At 36.2% G+C, this 16900-nt stretch carries 22 protein-coding genes and 2 pseudogenes; 15 read left to right on the top strand and 9 right to left on the bottom strand.

Features of this window, described 5'->3' with window-relative positions; genetic code table 11:
• Positions 1-17: 17 nt before the first annotated feature.
• On the bottom strand, positions 18-863 hold the full coding sequence (locus tag QH639_RS06060; RefSeq protein WP_281115812.1) for an aldo/keto reductase: 846 nt from the start codon (positions 861-863) through the stop codon (positions 18-20).
• A 331-nt stretch (positions 864-1194) separates the two neighbouring features.
• Here QH639_RS06060 and QH639_RS06055 point away from each other — a divergent pair, with 331 nt between their 5' ends.
• Positions 1195-1635 carry a VOC family protein gene (locus tag QH639_RS06055; protein WP_281115811.1) on the top strand — a complete coding sequence of 147 codons (441 nt, stop codon included), beginning with the start codon at positions 1195-1197 and terminating at the stop codon, positions 1633-1635.
• Between the two features lie 56 nt (positions 1636-1691).
• Here the strand turns inward: QH639_RS06055 and QH639_RS06050 are convergent.
• Positions 1692-2561, bottom strand: a pseudogene (locus QH639_RS06050) (LysR family transcriptional regulator).
• Between the two features lie 411 nt (positions 2562-2972).
• Between QH639_RS06050 and QH639_RS06045 the strand changes: the two are divergent.
• From QH639_RS06045 to QH639_RS06010, 8 genes are all read left to right on the top strand, one after another.
• Positions 2973-3641 (top strand): response regulator transcription factor, encoded by a 669-nt coding sequence (locus tag QH639_RS06045; protein WP_016992630.1) that lies wholly within the window; start codon positions 2973-2975, stop codon positions 3639-3641.
• Complete coding sequence (locus QH639_RS06040; RefSeq protein WP_131520975.1) at positions 3638-5011, top strand: HAMP domain-containing sensor histidine kinase; 1374 nt, start codon at positions 3638-3640, stop codon at positions 5009-5011. Before QH639_RS06045 ends, QH639_RS06040 begins: the two co-directional genes overlap by 4 nt.
• A 110-nt stretch (positions 5012-5121) precedes the next feature.
• On the top strand, positions 5122-6033 hold the full coding sequence (locus tag QH639_RS06035) for an ABC transporter ATP-binding protein (protein ID WP_131520974.1): 912 nt from the start codon (positions 5122-5124) through the stop codon (positions 6031-6033).
• A complete protein-coding gene (locus QH639_RS06030; protein WP_237898846.1) occupies positions 6030-6737 on the top strand; it encodes an ABC transporter permease in 708 nt (235 codons plus the stop codon). Before QH639_RS06035 ends, QH639_RS06030 begins: the two co-directional genes overlap by 4 nt.
• Positions 6737-7474, top strand: a complete 738-nt coding sequence (locus QH639_RS06025; RefSeq protein ID WP_131520972.1) for an ABC transporter permease — start codon at positions 6737-6739, stop codon at positions 7472-7474. Before QH639_RS06030 ends, QH639_RS06025 begins: the two co-directional genes overlap by 1 nt.
• Positions 7475-7498: 24 nt before the next feature.
• Positions 7499-8755, top strand: coding sequence for an erythromycin esterase family protein (locus tag QH639_RS06020; protein WP_348638179.1), 1257 nt, complete (start codon positions 7499-7501; stop codon positions 8753-8755).
• Positions 8756-8824: 69 nt separating this feature from the next.
• Entirely contained in the window at positions 8825-9709 is an 885-nt protein-coding gene (locus QH639_RS06015) for a helix-turn-helix transcriptional regulator (RefSeq protein WP_259419973.1), read from the top strand.
• Positions 9710-9806: 97 nt separating this feature from the next.
• The gene (locus tag QH639_RS06010) at positions 9807-9965 is read left to right on the top strand and encodes a DUF1540 domain-containing protein (protein WP_004231699.1); all 159 of its coding nucleotides are present in this window, start codon (positions 9807-9809) and stop codon (positions 9963-9965) included.
• Between the two features lie 49 nt (positions 9966-10014).
• On the opposite strand, the gene QH639_RS06005 is transcribed toward QH639_RS06010, so the two are convergent.
• Positions 10015-10257: a hypothetical protein gene (locus QH639_RS06005; protein ID WP_004231701.1), complete on the bottom strand. Its 243-nt coding sequence runs from the start codon at positions 10255-10257 to the stop codon at positions 10015-10017.
• Positions 10258-10331: 74 nt separating this feature from the next.
• Positions 10332-10556: a hypothetical protein gene (locus QH639_RS06000; RefSeq protein ID WP_281115809.1), complete on the bottom strand. Its 225-nt coding sequence runs from the start codon at positions 10554-10556 to the stop codon at positions 10332-10334.
• Between the two features lie 21 nt (positions 10557-10577).
• Here QH639_RS06000 and QH639_RS05995 point away from each other — a divergent pair.
• The 3 genes and pseudogenes from QH639_RS05995 to QH639_RS05985 all read left to right on the top strand — a co-directional run.
• Positions 10578-10706 (top strand): annotated as a pseudogene (locus QH639_RS05995) (EamA family transporter); the annotation flags it as partial.
• A gap of 85 nt (positions 10707-10791) precedes the next feature.
• A complete protein-coding gene (locus QH639_RS05990) occupies positions 10792-11334 on the top strand; it encodes a histidine phosphatase family protein (protein ID WP_281115808.1) in 543 nt (180 codons plus the stop codon).
• 75 nt (positions 11335-11409) lie between these two features.
• Entirely contained in the window at positions 11410-12057 is a 648-nt protein-coding gene (locus QH639_RS05985; RefSeq protein ID WP_281115807.1) for a uridine kinase family protein, read from the top strand.
• A gap of 42 nt (positions 12058-12099) precedes the next feature.
• Here the strand turns inward: QH639_RS05985 and QH639_RS05980 are convergent, their stop codons facing one another.
• The 4 genes from QH639_RS05980 to QH639_RS05965 all read right to left on the bottom strand — a co-directional run bounded on the left by QH639_RS05980 (position 12100) and on the right by QH639_RS05965 (position 14134).
• Positions 12100-12744, bottom strand: a complete 645-nt coding sequence (locus QH639_RS05980) for an SIMPL domain-containing protein (RefSeq protein WP_237898842.1) — start codon at positions 12742-12744, stop codon at positions 12100-12102.
• A 47-nt stretch (positions 12745-12791) separates the two neighbouring features.
• A complete protein-coding gene (locus QH639_RS05975) occupies positions 12792-13418 on the bottom strand; it encodes a DUF2238 domain-containing protein (RefSeq protein ID WP_131520967.1) in 627 nt (208 codons plus the stop codon).
• Between the two features lie 108 nt (positions 13419-13526).
• Positions 13527-13829: a YunC family protein gene (locus QH639_RS05970; protein WP_281115806.1), complete on the bottom strand. Its 303-nt coding sequence runs from the start codon at positions 13827-13829 to the stop codon at positions 13527-13529.
• A 182-nt stretch (positions 13830-14011) separates the two neighbouring features.
• Positions 14012-14134, bottom strand: a complete 123-nt coding sequence (locus QH639_RS05965) for a hypothetical protein (protein ID WP_255501615.1) — start codon at positions 14132-14134, stop codon at positions 14012-14014.
• A 271-nt stretch (positions 14135-14405) separates the two neighbouring features.
• Between QH639_RS05965 and QH639_RS05960 the strand changes: the two genes are divergently transcribed.
• Positions 14406-15140, top strand: a complete 735-nt coding sequence (locus QH639_RS05960) for a polysaccharide deacetylase family protein (protein WP_131520966.1) — start codon at positions 14406-14408, stop codon at positions 15138-15140.
• A gap of 65 nt (positions 15141-15205) precedes the next feature.
• On the opposite strand, the gene QH639_RS05955 is transcribed toward QH639_RS05960, so the two are convergent.
• Complete coding sequence (locus tag QH639_RS05955) at positions 15206-15466, bottom strand: hypothetical protein (RefSeq protein WP_004231722.1); 261 nt, start codon at positions 15464-15466, stop codon at positions 15206-15208.
• Between the two features lie 105 nt (positions 15467-15571).
• Here QH639_RS05955 and QH639_RS05950 point away from each other — a divergent pair, with 105 nt between their 5' ends.
• Positions 15572-16366 (top strand): DUF2268 domain-containing putative Zn-dependent protease, encoded by a 795-nt coding sequence (locus tag QH639_RS05950; RefSeq protein WP_281115805.1) that lies wholly within the window; start codon positions 15572-15574, stop codon positions 16364-16366.
• Positions 16367-16384: 18 nt separating this feature from the next.
• A complete protein-coding gene (locus QH639_RS05945) occupies positions 16385-16894 on the top strand; it encodes a DNA-deoxyinosine glycosylase (RefSeq protein ID WP_281115804.1) in 510 nt (169 codons plus the stop codon).
• Positions 16895-16900 lie beyond the last annotated feature (6 nt).

Here is a 16900-nt window from a genome sequence, read left to right as displayed (position 1 = left end):
TTTCCTCTTTTTAATGCTTATAGAGCAAAGTCAAATTCATCTGGATTTGGTCCAACGCGTTGTTCACGATTCATCTCATTGATTAATGCCATTTCTTCGTCTGTTAAAGTAAAGTCAAAGATATCAGCGTTTTGCATCATACGCTCTCTACGTACTGATTTTGGAATTGTAATCACTCCATTTTGTACATCCCAGCGTAAAATAACCTGAGCATTTGATTTTCCGTATTTTGTTGCGATTTTTGAAATTGTTTCATCTTCAAGAAGTCCACCTTGCATTAAAGGTGCCCATGCTTCAAGTTGAATTTGGTGCTTGTCACAGAATGAACGAAGCTCCACTTGTTGTAGGCGTGGGTGGAATTCCACTTGGTTCACAACAGGTTTAATATGAGCAAATGATAATAAGTTATCCAAGTGTGCCACAGTAAAGTTACATACACCGATTGCTTTGATCTTGCTTTGTTCATATAAGTCTTCAAGTGCTTTCCACGATTCAGCATATTTATCTTTACCAGGCCAATGAATTAGATAAAGGTCTAAATAATCTAATCCTAATTTTTTTAGGCTCTCTTCATAGGCTACAATTGTTTCATCATAGCTTAAACCATCGTTCCATACTTTAGATGTGATAAATAAATCTTCACGACGTAAGCCAGTAGATGCTAGAGCTTGTTTAATACCTTCTCCTACACCTGCTTCATTGCCATAAATAGCAGCAGTATCGATGCTTCGATAGCCAACCTCGATAGCATTTTTAACCATTTCTGCAGTAGCGTCATTTTCTACTTGAAAAACCCCTAGACCCATACCAGGCATTTGTAGGCCATTATTTAAAGTGATTGTATCTTGTAAATGAGTAATCATTTTTAGTCCTCCATGTTTTGTGATTATTGGATTGCTTACTCATTATGCTGCTAATAAACTCTCAAAAAAAGTACGTACTTTTTTGTGTCATAGAAACGTAGAGGTAACTTTTGTGAGCTGGCAATGATTAGAGGAATAAAAATATTTATTGATGATGAACGATTAAATAAAAATGTCACACCTGATTGGTCTTAACTACTAGTAAAAATATCGAGTAGTCTACAAAAAGCTTTGGAGACAATTAAACAAATATTTTTCTTGCGGTAATAAAAGGAAATATACGTTCGGTAGAGAATTAAAGTAGTAATACTTTAAAAAGGGGATTTTGAAGATGAATCGTTTAAATTTAATTACATTAGGTGTTAAAGATATGGTGGAATCTCTCAATTTTTATCGAGAGGGACTGGGTTTTGAAGTGGTGGTATACGGAGAGGAGACGAATCCCGATGTCATGTTCTTTAATAATGGAGGAACAAAAATATCGTTATTTCCAATTGAACGTTTAGTCAAAGATATTAATGAATCCAATCCACCAGAAATTAGCCAAGGCTTTGGTGGAATCACGCTTGCCTATAATGGTAAATCAAAAGAAGAAGTAGATCGAGTCTTTGCATTAGCAAAAAAGGCGGGTGCTAAAATTGTTAAGGAGCCCGTAACTGTATTTTGGGGTGGCTATAGTGGCTATTTTCAAGATCCAAATGGCTACTATTGGGAAGTTGCCTATGGCGACATGTGGCAGTTTGATGAGAATGATATGCTGATTATTCAATAACTGTTCAAAAAGAGAGCAAACGAAGGTTTCTAATTTGTTCTCTTTTTTATTAATCATTAACAATAATGCTCCCTCATTAAATTCACAAAGTTTTGAGCGGCTTTAGATAAATAATGATTCTTCAGCCATACGAGTCCTACTGAGGTGGATAATTCTGCTGATGGAATTTTATATGCATGAAGTGGTAAATCTCCATAATGCTTTAAAATAGTTTCAGGTATGATAGAGGAGCTAAAGCCAGAAGCGAATAAGTTCATTAACAGTGCCGTATCTGAGCATTCTCCAACAATGTGGGACTGCAACTGGCAGCGAGAAAATGCTTCTAATATCGAATAATGTACGCCTAAGCCTTCAGTGCTTGGTCTTGGTAACAGGATTGGCCAATTTTGCATGTCAGCTAAAGATACATCGTGTTCTAAGAAGTCGGATTTTTTGGATTGTATAAAGTAAAATGGTTCAGTGTACATATGAAGAACAGAGAAATCATCTAATTCTAAAGGTAAGCGAATGATGGCAAGTTCTAAACACGGTCCCTTACTAAAGAAGATTCGTTTTGTTGAATTTTATAAGTCACCTTTGGATAATATTGTTGAAATTGTTGTAGTAATTGAGGTAGCTCAACAACTGAAAATGTATTAATGCCCAATGTCAATAAACCATGAAGGCCTGATCCAATATCCTTGACCTCTGCTTCTGCCTCTTCCATTAATTGTGCAACCTGCAATGCATATTTATATAACGTATTTCCCGCTTCAGTTACTTCAAAATACTTGCCGCTCCTTTCTACCAACTTTGAACCGAGTTCTTCCTCCATCGTTTTGAAATGCTGACTTAATGGTGTTGAGAAATATGTAACCTTTCAGCCGCAGCAGAAATCTTTTTTCCTCCACAATTGCTATAAAATAGATTAGCTGTCTAATATCCAAACATAAACACCCCCTCTATTATAAGGAAAACCTAAGTAAATTATATTTCTCTAATACTCCAATATAGTTAGGGCCATGTTAGCATATTTATCAAAAAAACAAGAAGTGAAGTTTCTTTTTTTCCAGCACCTAAATGTGAAGCGAGCAACATTGATGGAAAGATATTTCCATTTTAGGGGTATATGATTCTTCCCATGCTTTGAGGCTTGCCTTGTAATACAGATTTCCAACACCTTTTTGTGATAAAGTAGCAGCGTATACTATAAAAGAGCAACTTTTAGTAGTTGCTTTTTTTAATTAGTCAACGTTTTTGAATTTCCTAAGAAAATAAATAACAGTTCCCCTATAATAACCATGTATGGAAATTATAAATTTTTTATTACAAGTTAAATGTATCAAGGAGGATGAACATTGATTCGTATATTATACATAGAAGATGAAAAAGAAATCGGACAATGGGTAAGCAAAGAATTAACTGAACGAGGCTATGATGTGACATGGCTAGAATCAGGGGAGGGGCTTGAACAACATATTAACTCAAAAGATATTGCTATATTAGATGTGATGCTACCTGGATTGGACGGTTTCTCCATAGGTAAAAGAATTAAACGGGAAAATAAAGACCTGCCAATTCTAATGTTATCAGCACGAACAGCTGTTGAAGATAAAATTGAAGGGCTGCATTTTGCTGATGATTACTTAACAAAGCCATTTCACCCTGATGAGCTCGTAGCAAGACTGGAAGTATTATTAAGAAGATATCAAAAAAGTGATGATGTACTGACATTGCAGCACCTTAAAATTGATACGAAAGATATGCAAATAATCAATACGATTGATGAAGAAGAAATTCTTTTGACAGGAAAACAATTTTATTTATTACAGTATTTTATTCGTCATTTAAATCAAATTTTAACGAAGGAACAACTCTATGAGGGTGTTTGGGGTGAGAGCTATATAGAGGGTGATAAAACACTCATGGTGCATATTCGTTACTTAAGAGAAAAAATAGAAATCAATCCTGCAAAGCCTATGATTATTGAAACAATCCGAGGCATTGGCTATAGGGTGAAACAATGATATTTTTTCGATCATTATTAGCAAAATATATGCTGATTATTGTATTAGCCATATCTATTGTACAAATCTCCTATCTGGGTGTTGCTATTTTCGTATTAGGCATTACAAAGACAGGGACAGGAGAATTTTCAAGTGGAGTACTTGTAGAAAGTGATATTGAAGAGCGATGGCATGCACAGGCTAAAAATATGACCAATGCAACAGATGATGCGATTACGCAGTTATTTCAAAAGTGGCAGGAGCAATTTCCAACGGCTTCTATGTTTTGGGTAAGTGAAGAGGGGAACTTACTGACTACATTGAATGTGAAGGATCAGTTACCAGCAAAATGGACACCAGCCTATACAACTCAATTTATAAAAGAACGTTATGGAGACGATCCATTTACTGTTATTGCCTTCTTAGGTGATGACATATCAAATGGCTTTATTGTATTAGAGATTCCAAGGGTAGCATTTAATCCTCCACTTATAAAGGTCTATGATAACTATGGTAACTTTTTATTTTTTGGTGTTATTGCAGTTATTTTATTTTTTATTGTAGTGTCGCTTTTATTTTTCAAGGGAATTCGAAAAAGACTATTACATCTGCAAGAGGCTATGGAAATACGTGATGTAGATGGTCTACCTATTGAAATTCAGGTGAAAAAACGAGATGAGATTGGGCAATTGGAGCATAGTTTTAACAGAATGGTTTGTGAACTGCGAGACAGTAAACAACGTCAACAGAAGGAAGAACAGCTAAGACGTGAACTGATTGCTAATCTATCACATGATTTACGGACGCCTTTAACGAAGGTAAGAGCTCAATCCTATACAATTAGCAAAGAAGTGTTATCTGAGGAAGGGAAGCAGGCATTAAAGGCTATGGACGCATCCATAGTGAATATTGATGCTTTAATTGAAAATTTGATGTCCTACACATTGCTTATGGCAAGTAAATATAAATTTGAACCGAACGACATCAATGTTATCCGATTTGTAAGGGAACATCTAACGACATGGTATCCAGTTTTCGAGCGAGAAGGTTTCATAATCGATATTGAGCTACAGCCATTTGAACCTGTTGAATGGCGTGTTGATCCATTATGGTTAGGGAGAGTATTTGATAATATTTTCCAAAATGTACTGCGCCACGCGAATAGTGGTAAGTATATAAGTGTGAGAACGCAATCGACGGAGTATTATACAGCATTTATTGTGGAGGATCATGGGCAAGGGATGAAAAATGAGTCGAATGCAAAGGGCGCTGGTATTGGCTTATCAATTGTTGATGTCATGATAAAGGGCATGCATCTTGAATGGGATATTCATTCCGATCACTCTGGTACAAAAATTATCATAAAAAAATCTGCGAAGCTTAAGAAATAAATGCCTCGCAGATTTTTTTTATGATAGAAATGAATTTTTAAACAAAATTTAAACTTAGCCCATACTTTTTTTAAACTTCCCTTTTTAAGATAGTTAAAGAGGTGAGGACATTGGAGTATATCGTACAAACACAAAACTTATCAAAAAGCTTTGGGAAAGAGCAAGCTGTATCAAATTTGAACTTGCAAATACGCAAAGGTGAAATATATGGATTTTTAGGTCCGAATGGGGCAGGTAAAACGACTACAATTCGAATGCTTCTAGGTTTAATGAAGCCATCTTCTGGAACAATTAAAGTCTTTGAAAAGAATATTACGAAGGAACGTATCCAAATTTTAGCTAAGATTGGTTCGTTGGTGGAAAACCCTTCTTATTATCCACATTTAACGGCTTATGAGAATCTAGAGGCACTAAGAAAAATACTAGGTGTACCGAAAACTCGAATCGATGAAGTTTTGGAAATTGTCCGTTTGAAGGAAGCTGCCCATAAAAAGGTCAAAGGTTTCTCTTTAGGAATGAAGCAACGTCTTGGTATTGCTGCTTCTTTACTACATAGTCCTGAATTACTTATTTTAGATGAACCAACGAATGGCCTCGATCCTTCAGGCATTATAGAGATTCGTAATTTAATTAAAAGATTACCAGAGGAATATGGCATGACCATTATAATCTCCAGCCATTTATTATCAGAGATTGATCAAATGGCAACACAAGTGGGGATTGTTTTGAAAGGGAAATTAATTTTCCAAGATTCTATTGAAGCTATGCGTCGATTTGCCCAACCAAAGGTTATCTTTAAAGTAAGCAATGGTGAAAAAGGATGGCGTTTCTTATTAGCAAATGGTATTAAGGCAGATTATCAGGGTGGTGTGATTTTCTTAGAAGAGTGCTCGGATGAAAAGGTTGCTCATATTGTCCAAGTTCTTGTTCAGGAGGGTATATCCGTATTCCGAGTCGAGGAAGAGAAACGCTCATTGGAGGATATATTCTTGCAAATGACGATGGGAGAGCAGGGGATATGATGGGGCTTTTAACTGCTGATTTCTTAAAAATCAAACGTAAAGGATTATGGCTTCTAACGCTTATCGGCCCTTTAGGAGTGGTTGCTCTGCAAATGGTCAATTATGGCGTAAGAAAGGAGTACCTCTTACAGCAAAGTGAGGATGATTGGGGCTATTTCTTATTAAATGTGCATTCATTTACACCGCTTGCCATAGTCTTGGGTATTGCCATTCTTACGTCATTCATAGCAAGCATTGAAAATGAGACCAATGCTTGGAAACAACTCATTGCATTACCTGTTTCCAAAATAACCGTATATTTGTCTAAATTTACGCTGTTAGCTATCTTACTATTTTTCGCTTCAACGTTATTAATGTTTTTTACGCTGAGCTACGGGCTGTTTTTAGAATTAGGTGACACGGTACCTTACATGGAGCTTGCAAAATATAGCTATTTCCCTGCGTTTGCAGCATTACCTATCTTGGCACTTCAATTGTGGATAGCGAGTGTAAGTCATAATCAAGGGATTCCGATAACTGTAGGCATTTTTGGGGTGATTTTTGCCTATTCTTCCTATGTTCTTCCAGATTGGATGATATGGAGATGGCCATCATTGATGAACCAATGGAATGAGCCGATGATCAATGTCTTATTAGGCGTAGGAATTGGTATCTTACTCTATATTATCGGCATGGTTGATTTTGCAAGAAGGGACGTGAAATAATGATTGCTTTACTTCAAGCTGAGTGGTTTAAGTTACGTAAATCAAAAATGGTACCGATTATTTTAGCAGGACCCATGATTGGACTTTTTATAGGCCTATCCGCTAATTTAGAGGACAACATGCAGGGGATTGAGATCAATGAGTGGTATGTATCGTTATTTTCGATGAATTTAACATATGCTCTATTATTTTTACCACTTATTTCTGGTGTTTTTACCAGTCTTATTTGTAGGTATGAACATCAGTCTGGTGGATGGAAGCAGCTTTTAGCATTACCTGTAACAAGAGGGAAGGTATTTGTAGCTAAATACATATTGATTATGCTGCTTGTTTTAGCAATGCAGATATTGTATTTAGGTTCGGTCTTTGCTGTTGGGATGGTAAAAGGCTATACAGATTCTTTTCCTATGGAGATTGTTTGGAAAAGCATAGTGGGAGGCTGGGTAGCGACATTGCCATTAGTAGCCTTGCAATTGTGGATGTCCATTATGTTTAAAAGCTTTGCTGCTCCATTTGCTGTTAATGTCATATTTACTTTACCATCAATTTTAGCAGTGAATTCTGAAAGAATTGGTCCGTATTATCCTTGGGCACAACCCTTTTCGATGATGTATATAGGTGGCAATACAGACGATGTATTCTTTGTACCGTGGGAGCAATTGTTAACCGTAGTAGGTGGCGGATTCATCGTATTTTTCCTCGGAGGATATTACTATTTCCAGCGAAAATCCATTTAACCTAAAAGGAGAATTGACATGAGAATGATGAAACGTAGCTTACGTTTTTTAACAGTATCGATGCTATTAGTAGCTTTAGTAGGATGTGGACAGAGAGAGATTGTAAAAGATGCCACACAATATACGAATGAAATTAAAGATATCAACATTCCTGATGATGTAAAAATTATTGGTTTTGGGGAAGCAACACATGGCAATATCGAATTTCAAACATTAAAAAAAGATGTATTTGAAGCGATGATAAAAAATGAAAATGTCCATGTTTTCGTTTTAGAAGGAGATTTTGGTGGAGCCCAGCAGATAAACCAATTTATCGAAAACGGTGTCGGAACGGCGGAGGAAGCTATAAAAGCGTTAGACTATGGTATCTACAAAACCGAACAAATGGTAGAGTTTGTGCAGTGGATGCATGACTATAACCAGACAGTTGATGATCAAGAGAAAATTTATTTTTATGGCAATGATATGCAGCGCTATGATTACAGCAAAAAGGGGTTACTTGATTTTTACGCCAAGGTACATGCTGACAATGCACGAAAATTCACGACTAAGCTAGAGCATGTTTCCAACAAAACGATGAGAGATTTATCGGATAGTCAGCTACTTAAGCTTGATAAAACGATTGATACAATAATCAACGATTTACAAGCAAACAAGGCGATGTATGAGAAACAATCTTCAAAGGATGAATTTGCATTTGCTGTTCAATATGCGCAAATTATGAAGCAGCGTACGCAATTATTTTTAAATGATGGTAATTATATGAATTTGCGGGACGAATATTTAGCTGAAAATTTACAATGGATTGTTGAATATGAAGCAACGCAAGGTCATGATAAGGTATTAATGTCTGCTCATAATGGTCATATTGAGAAAACTTCTGCTACGATGGCAGGCTATCAATCGATGGGGCATTATTTAAGTGAGATATATAAAGATCAATATTTTGCGATTGGCACAGACTTTGTGAAAAATACATTCCAGGCACAAAATGGGTCTGGTGCACGAAAGGAATATTCGATTGAGCATCACAATGCTTTAGTGGATGCCTTTAGTGACATTGATAATAACATCTTTTATGTGAATTTTGAAGCTGCCAAACAATCGAAGGAGCTGGCGAATATTCTTGCCAAAAAGCAAAGAATGGGCAATATCGGCGATGATTTTCGTCCGTGGTATAAGCTGACACAAATGCTGTACACCATTAAAATGACACCTGAGGAAGCTTATGATGGTCTCATCGTTGTGCAAGAAGCAACACCAACAAAAATAATTGATTAAGCTAAATTTAGCAACCTCCATCAAAAAATCTGTTTCCTTCTCCATTATGATAAAGATGAGGTGAGTAACATGGAGTATAGTCAAGCGACGCAAAGAACTATTGCCTATATCGAGGAGCAATTGATGGGAGAAATTTCCTTTGAATGTCTTCCTAATACTGCTGGCTATTCGAAGTACCATCTAAGCCGAATTTTTAAGCAAGAAACGGGATTTACGATTGGTGAATATATTCGTATACGTCGGCTAGCTATGGCAGCGAGTTATTTGATGTACTCTAATGTATCGATATTAACGATTGCTGTTACACTTCAGTTTCAATCACAAGAGGCTTTTACAAGAGCCTTTAAAGAAGTTTATGCTTTACCACCAGGGAAGTATCGAAAAGTAATGCAATCATTAAATATGATGGAGGAGGAACATTACATGGAAACAGTTGAACAGGTTAAAGGTTGGGTGTTGAGTGGTGCTAATCCAGAATTGTATAAATTTCATACAGATGACAAGGTATTTCATTCAGGGAAGCGTTCAGGAGTATTGTATTCCACAACTGCCTCAGCAAATCATGGTCAATTTGCTACAATGATGCAGGGTTTTCTGGCAGCTGACTATAAAGGGAAACGCTTGAAAATGTCATGCTACTTAAAGACGGCAGATGCTACAAAGTGTGGTGCATGGATGCGTATTGACAATGGTACAGGTGATACGATTCAATTTGATAATATGGATCAACGCCCTGTGACAGGTTCTACTGAATGGAATCATTATTCGATTGTCTTAGACGTACCTGAAGAAGGTAATTCCATTTATTTTGGTGTGTTACTAATTGGTTCGGGTAAAGTCTGGGCAGATGGCTTCCGTTTTGAAGAAGTTGACAACAAGGTACCCTCAACAAATATGCTTACGCAGGAACATTTATCAAATCATCCTACTAATCTAGACTTCAGTATGGAGTGAATCAGACAGCTCTTACAATAATTGCGAAGTGACTTTTTTGAATAACGTATTGATTACCTCTAATTTGTTAAAGATAACAAAGAGGAGGTGTGAGACGATGGCACAAGAAATTCTTTGTGAAGTCAATAACTGCACATTTTGGGATTCTGGTAACAAATGCACAGCTGAAAAAATTTATGTTGTCAGCCAAAAGGGACAACATGCTTCCAACAGCGAGGAAACAGACTGTAAAACATTCGAACCTGAAACGCATTAATGTCAAAAGGGTAGCCATGTATTATGGTTACCCTTTTTCCCGGTCTTGATTAATAAATATCTACCTTTTCTTTGTTAAATAAAAGAGCATGGGCATTTTTCACTTTTTCCTCTACATAATCCAGTGAGTATTTACCAACAGAATCTGTTAAATCCCCAATTGCCCGCGACAAGTTATCAATAATCGGAATTAATTTGTGCATTTCTGTGCGATGCTTTTCTTTGTGCATCTCATCCATAATTTCATATGCAAGACGTTGAATCTTCCTTAGTCGCAATTTCTCAGATTGCATTGAATCCTCCTTATTGAACCAATTTATGATGTCTAATTATATGAGCTACAATAAGGTTTCATGAATAATGTGCTTTAGAAATAATTGCTCGTGTTATGAAGGGCTAGCGCCATTTCCCTTATGCCAACATCAATCTTGGATTCGTCTATATTCGATACATTTAGTTTGATAATACGTTCCCGATAAAATGCATCTAAATAATTACGTTTAATAGGATCTAACAAAATATTTTGTTGTGCCAAATGATCAATAATCTTAGAAGTATTCACCTGTCTCGATAGAATGATATGGCTATGCATACAGATTTCCTTAGAGGATTGATTTTGGCAGGGGTCTTATTTTTACAGGAAGATTTCCATCTATATCATCTTATTGGTGGCGTCATGATTATTATTGGTGTGATAGGGACGAATTATTTTGGGCGGAAAAATGTAGAACAAGTGAGATAATGAATAGGAACATTTAAATCGGAGCTATTTAGTAAACGGGGTATAATAATCGTTTAAAAATGACTTTCTAAACGAGGAGGTATGTATGGGGAAAATTTATGTCATTAGACATTGTCTCGCACAAGGACAATCACTAGATGCACCCTTAACACAGAAGGGAATAGAGCAAGCAGATAGTTTAGCTGAGTTTTTCAAGGATCTAAAAATTGATCGAATTGTATCTAGCCCTTTCTTAAGAGCAATCCAATCCATTAAACCATTAAGTAGTAGAGAAAGTATGACGATTGAAATTGATGAACGTCTTTCGGAGCGCCTTTTAAGTACTAGAGATTTACCAGATTGGTACGAAAAATTACAGGCGACATTTGTGGATATGGATTTAAAATATGATGGTGGAGAATCCAGTAATGAAGCGATGCATCGAATTGTAGACCTTGTAAAAGATGCATTTGCACAGGATGTTGATAATACATTAATCGTGAGTCATGGCAATATCATCTCTTTGCTACTGAAGTATTATGATAAGGATGTTGATTTTCACTGTTGGAAAAATTTAAGCAACCCAGATGTTTTTCTACTAAGCCCTCAGCATAATGAAGTAATGATAGAGCGAATATGGGGAGCATAGTAAAGTGAAGGCTAATATTAAGTGGTATGGTAGGAATTGTTTCTTGCCATACCTTTTATAGTGAAGGAGAGTAAGATGGAGACGATATTAAAAGAAATTTTAAAATGGGTTAAACAGGCTGATAATAAAATCATAATCGGCATTTCTGGTCATGGTGCTGCTGGAAAAACGACATTTGCCAAAAAACTTATACATGCTTTAGATCAAGATGAAGTGAATTATTTGAATACTGATCCGTATATTGTGAATTCGGATATTCGCAAGCAAACAATACTTAATTATACATATCAAAATGAGCATCATCGTTTTAAAATGACGGCTTGTCATCCCGCTGCTCATCATCTGCCATCATTGGAGCGAGATGTTCAGATGATAAGAGCAGGGCTCGATTTTATGACAATCGATACAAATTATATGAAAAGTACATTAATTTCTTCGAAAAAACAGATCACGATAGTAGAAGGAATGTGTGTAGCATTTATAGATCCGCAGTTACTCGATTTAAAGATTTATTTTTATACGGATGGGGCTACAGAGCTTAAGAGAAGATCAGATCGTGATGTGCTGGAAAGAGGGACAGATATAAATTATTTAAAACAATCACATGATGAGCGACGTATTCAATATGAATTATTTATGCATCCACATTGCCAGCATTTTGATATGGTTATTAAAACTCAGGATGATGAAATCCTTATTGAAAAAAATACACTTGTAAAATAAATGAGGGCCTTCTGCACTTTGAGTAGCGGAAGGCTCCTAACTTTAGTATTGAAATTTCACACGAACAGTAGCATCAATAGCAATTTGTCCCTGTTCTATAGGCGTGATTCCCGAGGATACAGCCATAGAGCGATAAAGGATAGGTGTGTTAGCCTGCTCTTCCACAATCTCTACAGGGAGTGGCTGCAAAGGCAGGTGCATAGTTTCTGCTATTGTTTTCGCCTTCAATTGAGCATTCTGTAGCGCTAAACTTAATGCTTGCTGATAGTAAGCATCGGTATGGTCCATTTTGAACTGAATATTGGTTATTCGATTTGCCCCATTTTCTATAGCCGTATCAATGATTAAGCCCAAATCATTGGTATCCGAAACGTTGACCGAAATGGCGTTGACTACTTCATAACCATTAAAAATTTGTTTGCCATCTTCGAAATTATATAGTGGTGTGATGGTATAACTAGCCGTTTGAATTTGTTCTCTTGGAATACCAAGTGCGAGAAGTGATTGCATAACTTCATTCATGATTGCCGCATTTTCCTGTTGAGGACCTTGTACATGGTTGCCCTGTGTTTGGACTTCAATTTGTAATTGTACAGAGCTAGGTGTAGCCATTACCTGTCCATAGCCGATTACAATCATAGTACGTGATGGATGATGTGTTTGTTGATTGACCTGTGCATAGTACATCTAATACCACCTTTCATTGGTTATATAATCATGCTATGCAAAAATATTTACGATTTGTTTATTCTTTTTAAAAATTTATCATGGAGCTTTGTGAATAGAAGTAAAGCTAAAATAGCTCCCAGCAAGGCTAAAAACATGTCCCATTGTGCATCCCATTTATCTCCCTGCATGCCTAAAAAATCCTTTGCTCCTTTACTTCCCTTCGAGATTCTTGTACTTAACCATTCAATGATTTCATAAAAAGCGGCAATTGCGAGTAGAATACTGATCGTAATACCTGTAAGCCAAGCTCCTTTTGTAAGTGGTGTTTTCCTAATTAGTATTTCCCTTATTACGATGGCTAATAAACCTTTTAAAAAGTGGCCAAAGCGATCATAGTGATTACGTTGTAAATGAAACTCATCTTTTATCCAATTAAAAAGAGGGACTTCCGAATAGGTATAATGCCCACCTATAAATGTCAGGATCGACAAGAGAGCAATAATAAAATAAGAAAATGTGGTGAAGCGGAATTTACGATAAATGCAAACAGCGACTGTTATTGCCACAATTCCAGGACTAACTTCAGCTAGCCAATCTAAATAGGAGGACGGCTTTATAACAGACCAGATGAAAACAATTAAAACAATAATAAGTAAGGTGGCGTGTATTTTAACATGTTGCCTACTATTCATACTAACAACTCCCTTTGTCCCACAGTATGGGGAATGGGGAAATTGCTTATTCAAATTAGGTTAACAAACAAAAAAGAAAAGCGTCTAGTTGACGCTTTTTTTAGCCAATTAGATCATTTTTAAAAGTGCTTCTACACCAGTCATTCCTTCTGTTATACCAAACTGTTCTGCTTCATAAGTTACAGATTCTAATGGAGCTGTTAATAGCTCGTCAATTGTTTTCACGCCTACTGCACGACCAGCAATAATTTTTCGATCAACTAAGCGACTATTTAATAGGCCGACATCTAAAGCACCACACATAATGTAGCCTGTATCATTAGAAATAGTTAGTAATGTTGTTTTAGGTAATTGAACAACTACTGCAGTGAAGAAATGCCCTTTAATCATAATAGGTTCAATTGTCACCATTGAAATCACTCCTTTTCTCTATATACATATGGTGAAGGCTAGCAAGGTGTTCGACATTTTCAGGAAAAAAATCATGGCAACTAACTAAATATGTTGTTAGATGTATAAGGATGAAAGGAATTAGGAGGGACTTTATAACAAAAAGGAATCTACTCAAATGAATAGATTCCTTTTATCCTTTATTATCTTGTATAAGAAAGCAAAGCGGTTTGTTTAAATTTATGTAGTGCATTTGTTGCCTCACGTTTAGAACTATACTCAAACATACGATAAGTGTTTTCTTCAAATACTGTAATAATCCACATATATGTCATCCCCTTTGTTGTGTTGCATAACATTTATATATTTATAATAACTGTTATATATCAGATTTGATTTAATTTTACACCAATAAATAAAAAAATAAAGTACTATTCAAAGATTTTCACATATTGTTCAAAATTAAAAATAACGTTTAAAATTTTCCTGAAATAATTAAAAGGAGAAAACAGACAATCCTTTACAAGTATATTTCATGGCAATTCGTAAATAGTAAGTTGACGGAGTTCTGTGATTTCGGACTTGGGAGGTGATGCTATGACACGTATTTACGTATTCATTTTTATGGTTTTCTTTTTAATCATCTCGGGATTTTTAGTGCAGGAAGGCTACGCAGATAAAGGTCGTCCCTATTATGAGGAGACAGGGGAAGTTGTTTGGGATATCAAAACAAAGGATAAAATTGTTGCACTCACCTTTGATGATGGTCCACATCCTAAATACACAGCGGCTGTGCTAGATTTATTAGCAAAATATGATGCAAAAGCCACCTTTTTTATTATTGGAAAAAATGCAGAAAAATATCCAGAGCTTGTTTTACGTTCTTATACAGAAGGCCATGAATTAGCAAATCATACGTATACACATCCATTTAAAGTTTCCATCAAAAAATTGCAAGAGGAGCTTCAACAGACAAATGACACGATTTATAGTATTACTGGTTTTTCCCCAGTTTTATTCCGTCCCGTTGGTGGAAATTATACGGATGCTATGATTAATGCGGCTGTGAAGGACGGCTATAAGGTAGTAATGTGGTCCTGGCATCAGGATACGCAAGATTGGAAAGAGCCTGGTGTAAGGAAAATTGTGCAAAAGGTAATGAAGGGAACAAGGCCTGGAGATGTTATTTTATTTCATGATGGTGGCGGGAACCGTACACAAACAATTCAAGCACTAGAAGAAATACTACCTGCATTAAAAAAGCAAGGCTACACATTTGTTACAATATCCGAGCTGATTGAAATCAAACAGCAACAAGAGCAAGTTCAATAATGAAAAATGAGCCATCTCAACAAAGTTTGAAATGGCTTCTTTTTCACTTAAATAAGAGGTTTGAATTAGAAGAAAATAATTGGAGCTAGTGCAATACCTAAAATTGTTCCTAGAGCAATTCCATAACCAAAACCTTCTCCTCCATACCCTCCAAATCCCCAAAACCCTAAACCATAACCACTATATCTTCTATCAGGTAGAATCCATACCTGTCTTCTATCTACCCTTGTGATTTCTCCAACATGTACTTTACCAGATGAATCTGAGATTCGAACACGTTTACCATGATATTTACAGCAAAGACTATAAGCATCAGCTGGATTCACACATATCCCTCCTTTCAATGTCATTACAAGCTAATATATGCGATTTGATGGATTTATCACTAGCCGATTGTCTATTCAAGGCATATGCTGTGAAGAGGTGATAATATGGCAGTTGTGTCAACGGATAAGTGGTTAAATGAATTTGTAAGTGCTAGAAAATCAACTAGAAAGGATGAGCGAACAAGCTTACAATGCTCCATTCTTTGTGATCGATTGGTCAAACTATTTCAAGATGGGCTTCCAGAAGAAATTCACTATACATTACAGCAACAGGGTCTTTTTTTACCTCATGAGGAAGTCGATGTTGAAAAATTAAAGAGGCAAAAAGTATGGGCCAGTGTACAGCAGGAGTTCCTATACCTACAGAGGAAATGGAATGGCCCATCAATACCAATTTATATTTTCCCAATAACTCAGCAGCAAACGATAACCAATAAAAATGGTGTCGCTTATCCTCATTCGCTTTTTTTATTTGTGGGTGATTTAGATAAGCAGGAGCTTCAAGCATTATTTGCTCATGAATATAACCATGTTTGTCGTATACACATATTAAAAAAAAGTTTAGACGATATGACTTTATTGGATACTCTCATTTTAGAAGGCTTAGCAGAAGATGCGGTGAAAGATTTATATGGGGAAAGGTGGATTTCTCCTTGGTTGCAATTCTACTCAGATAAAGAACTTTTAGCTTTATGGGAGCATCATTTTTTACCGAATTTACAACTCCAAGGAATCGAACAGCATCATCCATTTCTATACGGGGGGGCCCTTCCATCTTGGATCGGCTACTGTATAGGCTACAAAATTGTGCAGTCATATAAAATGAACCATTCATGTCAACATCCCTTGTTCATTTCAAGCCAAGATTTACTTGCTGGTTCGAATTTTCCGTTACAATAGAGAAAAGGAGTGATTGTTGTGTCCAATGAATTAAAAAATTTATTATTACCAATTGTAGACCCATCAACAAGGGTGCTCATTGTTGGATCCATGCCAGGAAAACAATCGTTAGAGAAACAGCAGTACTATGGCAATTCACGCAATCACTTTTGGCCTATTATGGGTGAGTTATTACAGATAGCGATTCCAAATGATTATACAGAGAGAATAGCCTTATTAAAAAACAATGCAATCGGTCTTTGGGACACGATTGCAACTTGTGAACGCGAAGGAAGTTTAGATGCAGCGATACGCAATGAACAGCCCAATGATTTTCAAACCCTTTTTAAACAATACCCTAATATCCAATTAGTGCTTTTTAATGGAGCGAAGGCATTTGAGGTTTTTAAAAAGCATATTGGCTTAGGGCTTCTAGAAGGACGAGCCTATAAAAAAATGCCATCAACAAGTCCAATACCAGGGAAAAATATTAAAACGTTCACTGAAAAGCTAGAGGACTGGCAGATTATCCAATCCTATTTAACTTAATCAACA

Source organism: Lysinibacillus sp. 1 U-2021 (genome assembly GCF_029916965.1).
GTDB classification, from domain to species: domain Bacteria; phylum Bacillota; class Bacilli; order Bacillales_A; family Planococcaceae; genus Lysinibacillus; species Lysinibacillus capsici.
This window is presented reverse-complemented; position numbering and strand designations above follow the sequence as displayed.

Coding starts and splice junctions, on each gene's coding strand:
- QH639_RS06060 (WP_281115812.1), bottom strand. CDS start 863: ATGATTACTCATTTACAAGATACAATCACTTTAAATAATGGCCTACAA.
- QH639_RS06055 (WP_281115811.1), top strand. CDS start 1,195: ATGAATCGTTTAAATTTAATTACATTAGGTGTTAAAGATATGGTGGAA.
- QH639_RS06040 (WP_131520975.1), top strand. CDS start 3,638: ATGATATTTTTTCGATCATTATTAGCAAAATATATGCTGATTATTGTA.
- QH639_RS06030 (WP_237898846.1), top strand. CDS start 6,030: ATGATGGGGCTTTTAACTGCTGATTTCTTAAAAATCAAACGTAAAGGA.
- QH639_RS06025 (WP_131520972.1), top strand. CDS start 6,737: ATGATTGCTTTACTTCAAGCTGAGTGGTTTAAGTTACGTAAATCAAAA.
- QH639_RS06020 (WP_348638179.1), top strand. CDS start 7,499: ATGATGAAACGTAGCTTACGTTTTTTAACAGTATCGATGCTATTAGTA.
- QH639_RS06015 (WP_259419973.1), top strand. CDS start 8,825: ATGGAGTATAGTCAAGCGACGCAAAGAACTATTGCCTATATCGAGGAG.
- QH639_RS06010 (WP_004231699.1), top strand. CDS start 9,807: ATGGCACAAGAAATTCTTTGTGAAGTCAATAACTGCACATTTTGGGAT.
- QH639_RS06005 (WP_004231701.1), bottom strand. CDS start 10,257: ATGCAATCTGAGAAATTGCGACTAAGGAAGATTCAACGTCTTGCATAT.
- QH639_RS06000 (WP_281115809.1), bottom strand. CDS start 10,556: ATGCATAGCCATATCATTCTATCGAGACAGGTGAATACTTCTAAGATT.
- QH639_RS05990 (WP_281115808.1), top strand. CDS start 10,792: ATGGGGAAAATTTATGTCATTAGACATTGTCTCGCACAAGGACAATCA.
- QH639_RS05985 (WP_281115807.1), top strand. CDS start 11,410: ATGGAGACGATATTAAAAGAAATTTTAAAATGGGTTAAACAGGCTGAT.
- QH639_RS05980 (WP_237898842.1), bottom strand. CDS start 12,744: ATGTACTATGCACAGGTCAATCAACAAACACATCATCCATCACGTACT.
- QH639_RS05975 (WP_131520967.1), bottom strand. CDS start 13,418: ATGAATAGTAGGCAACATGTTAAAATACACGCCACCTTACTTATTATT.
- QH639_RS05970 (WP_281115806.1), bottom strand. CDS start 13,829: ATGGTGACAATTGAACCTATTATGATTAAAGGGCATTTCTTCACTGCA.
- QH639_RS05965 (WP_255501615.1), bottom strand. CDS start 14,134: ATGTGGATTATTACAGTATTTGAAGAAAACACTTATCGTATGTTTGAG.
- QH639_RS05960 (WP_131520966.1), top strand. CDS start 14,406: ATGACACGTATTTACGTATTCATTTTTATGGTTTTCTTTTTAATCATC.
- QH639_RS05950 (WP_281115805.1), top strand. CDS start 15,572: ATGGCAGTTGTGTCAACGGATAAGTGGTTAAATGAATTTGTAAGTGCT.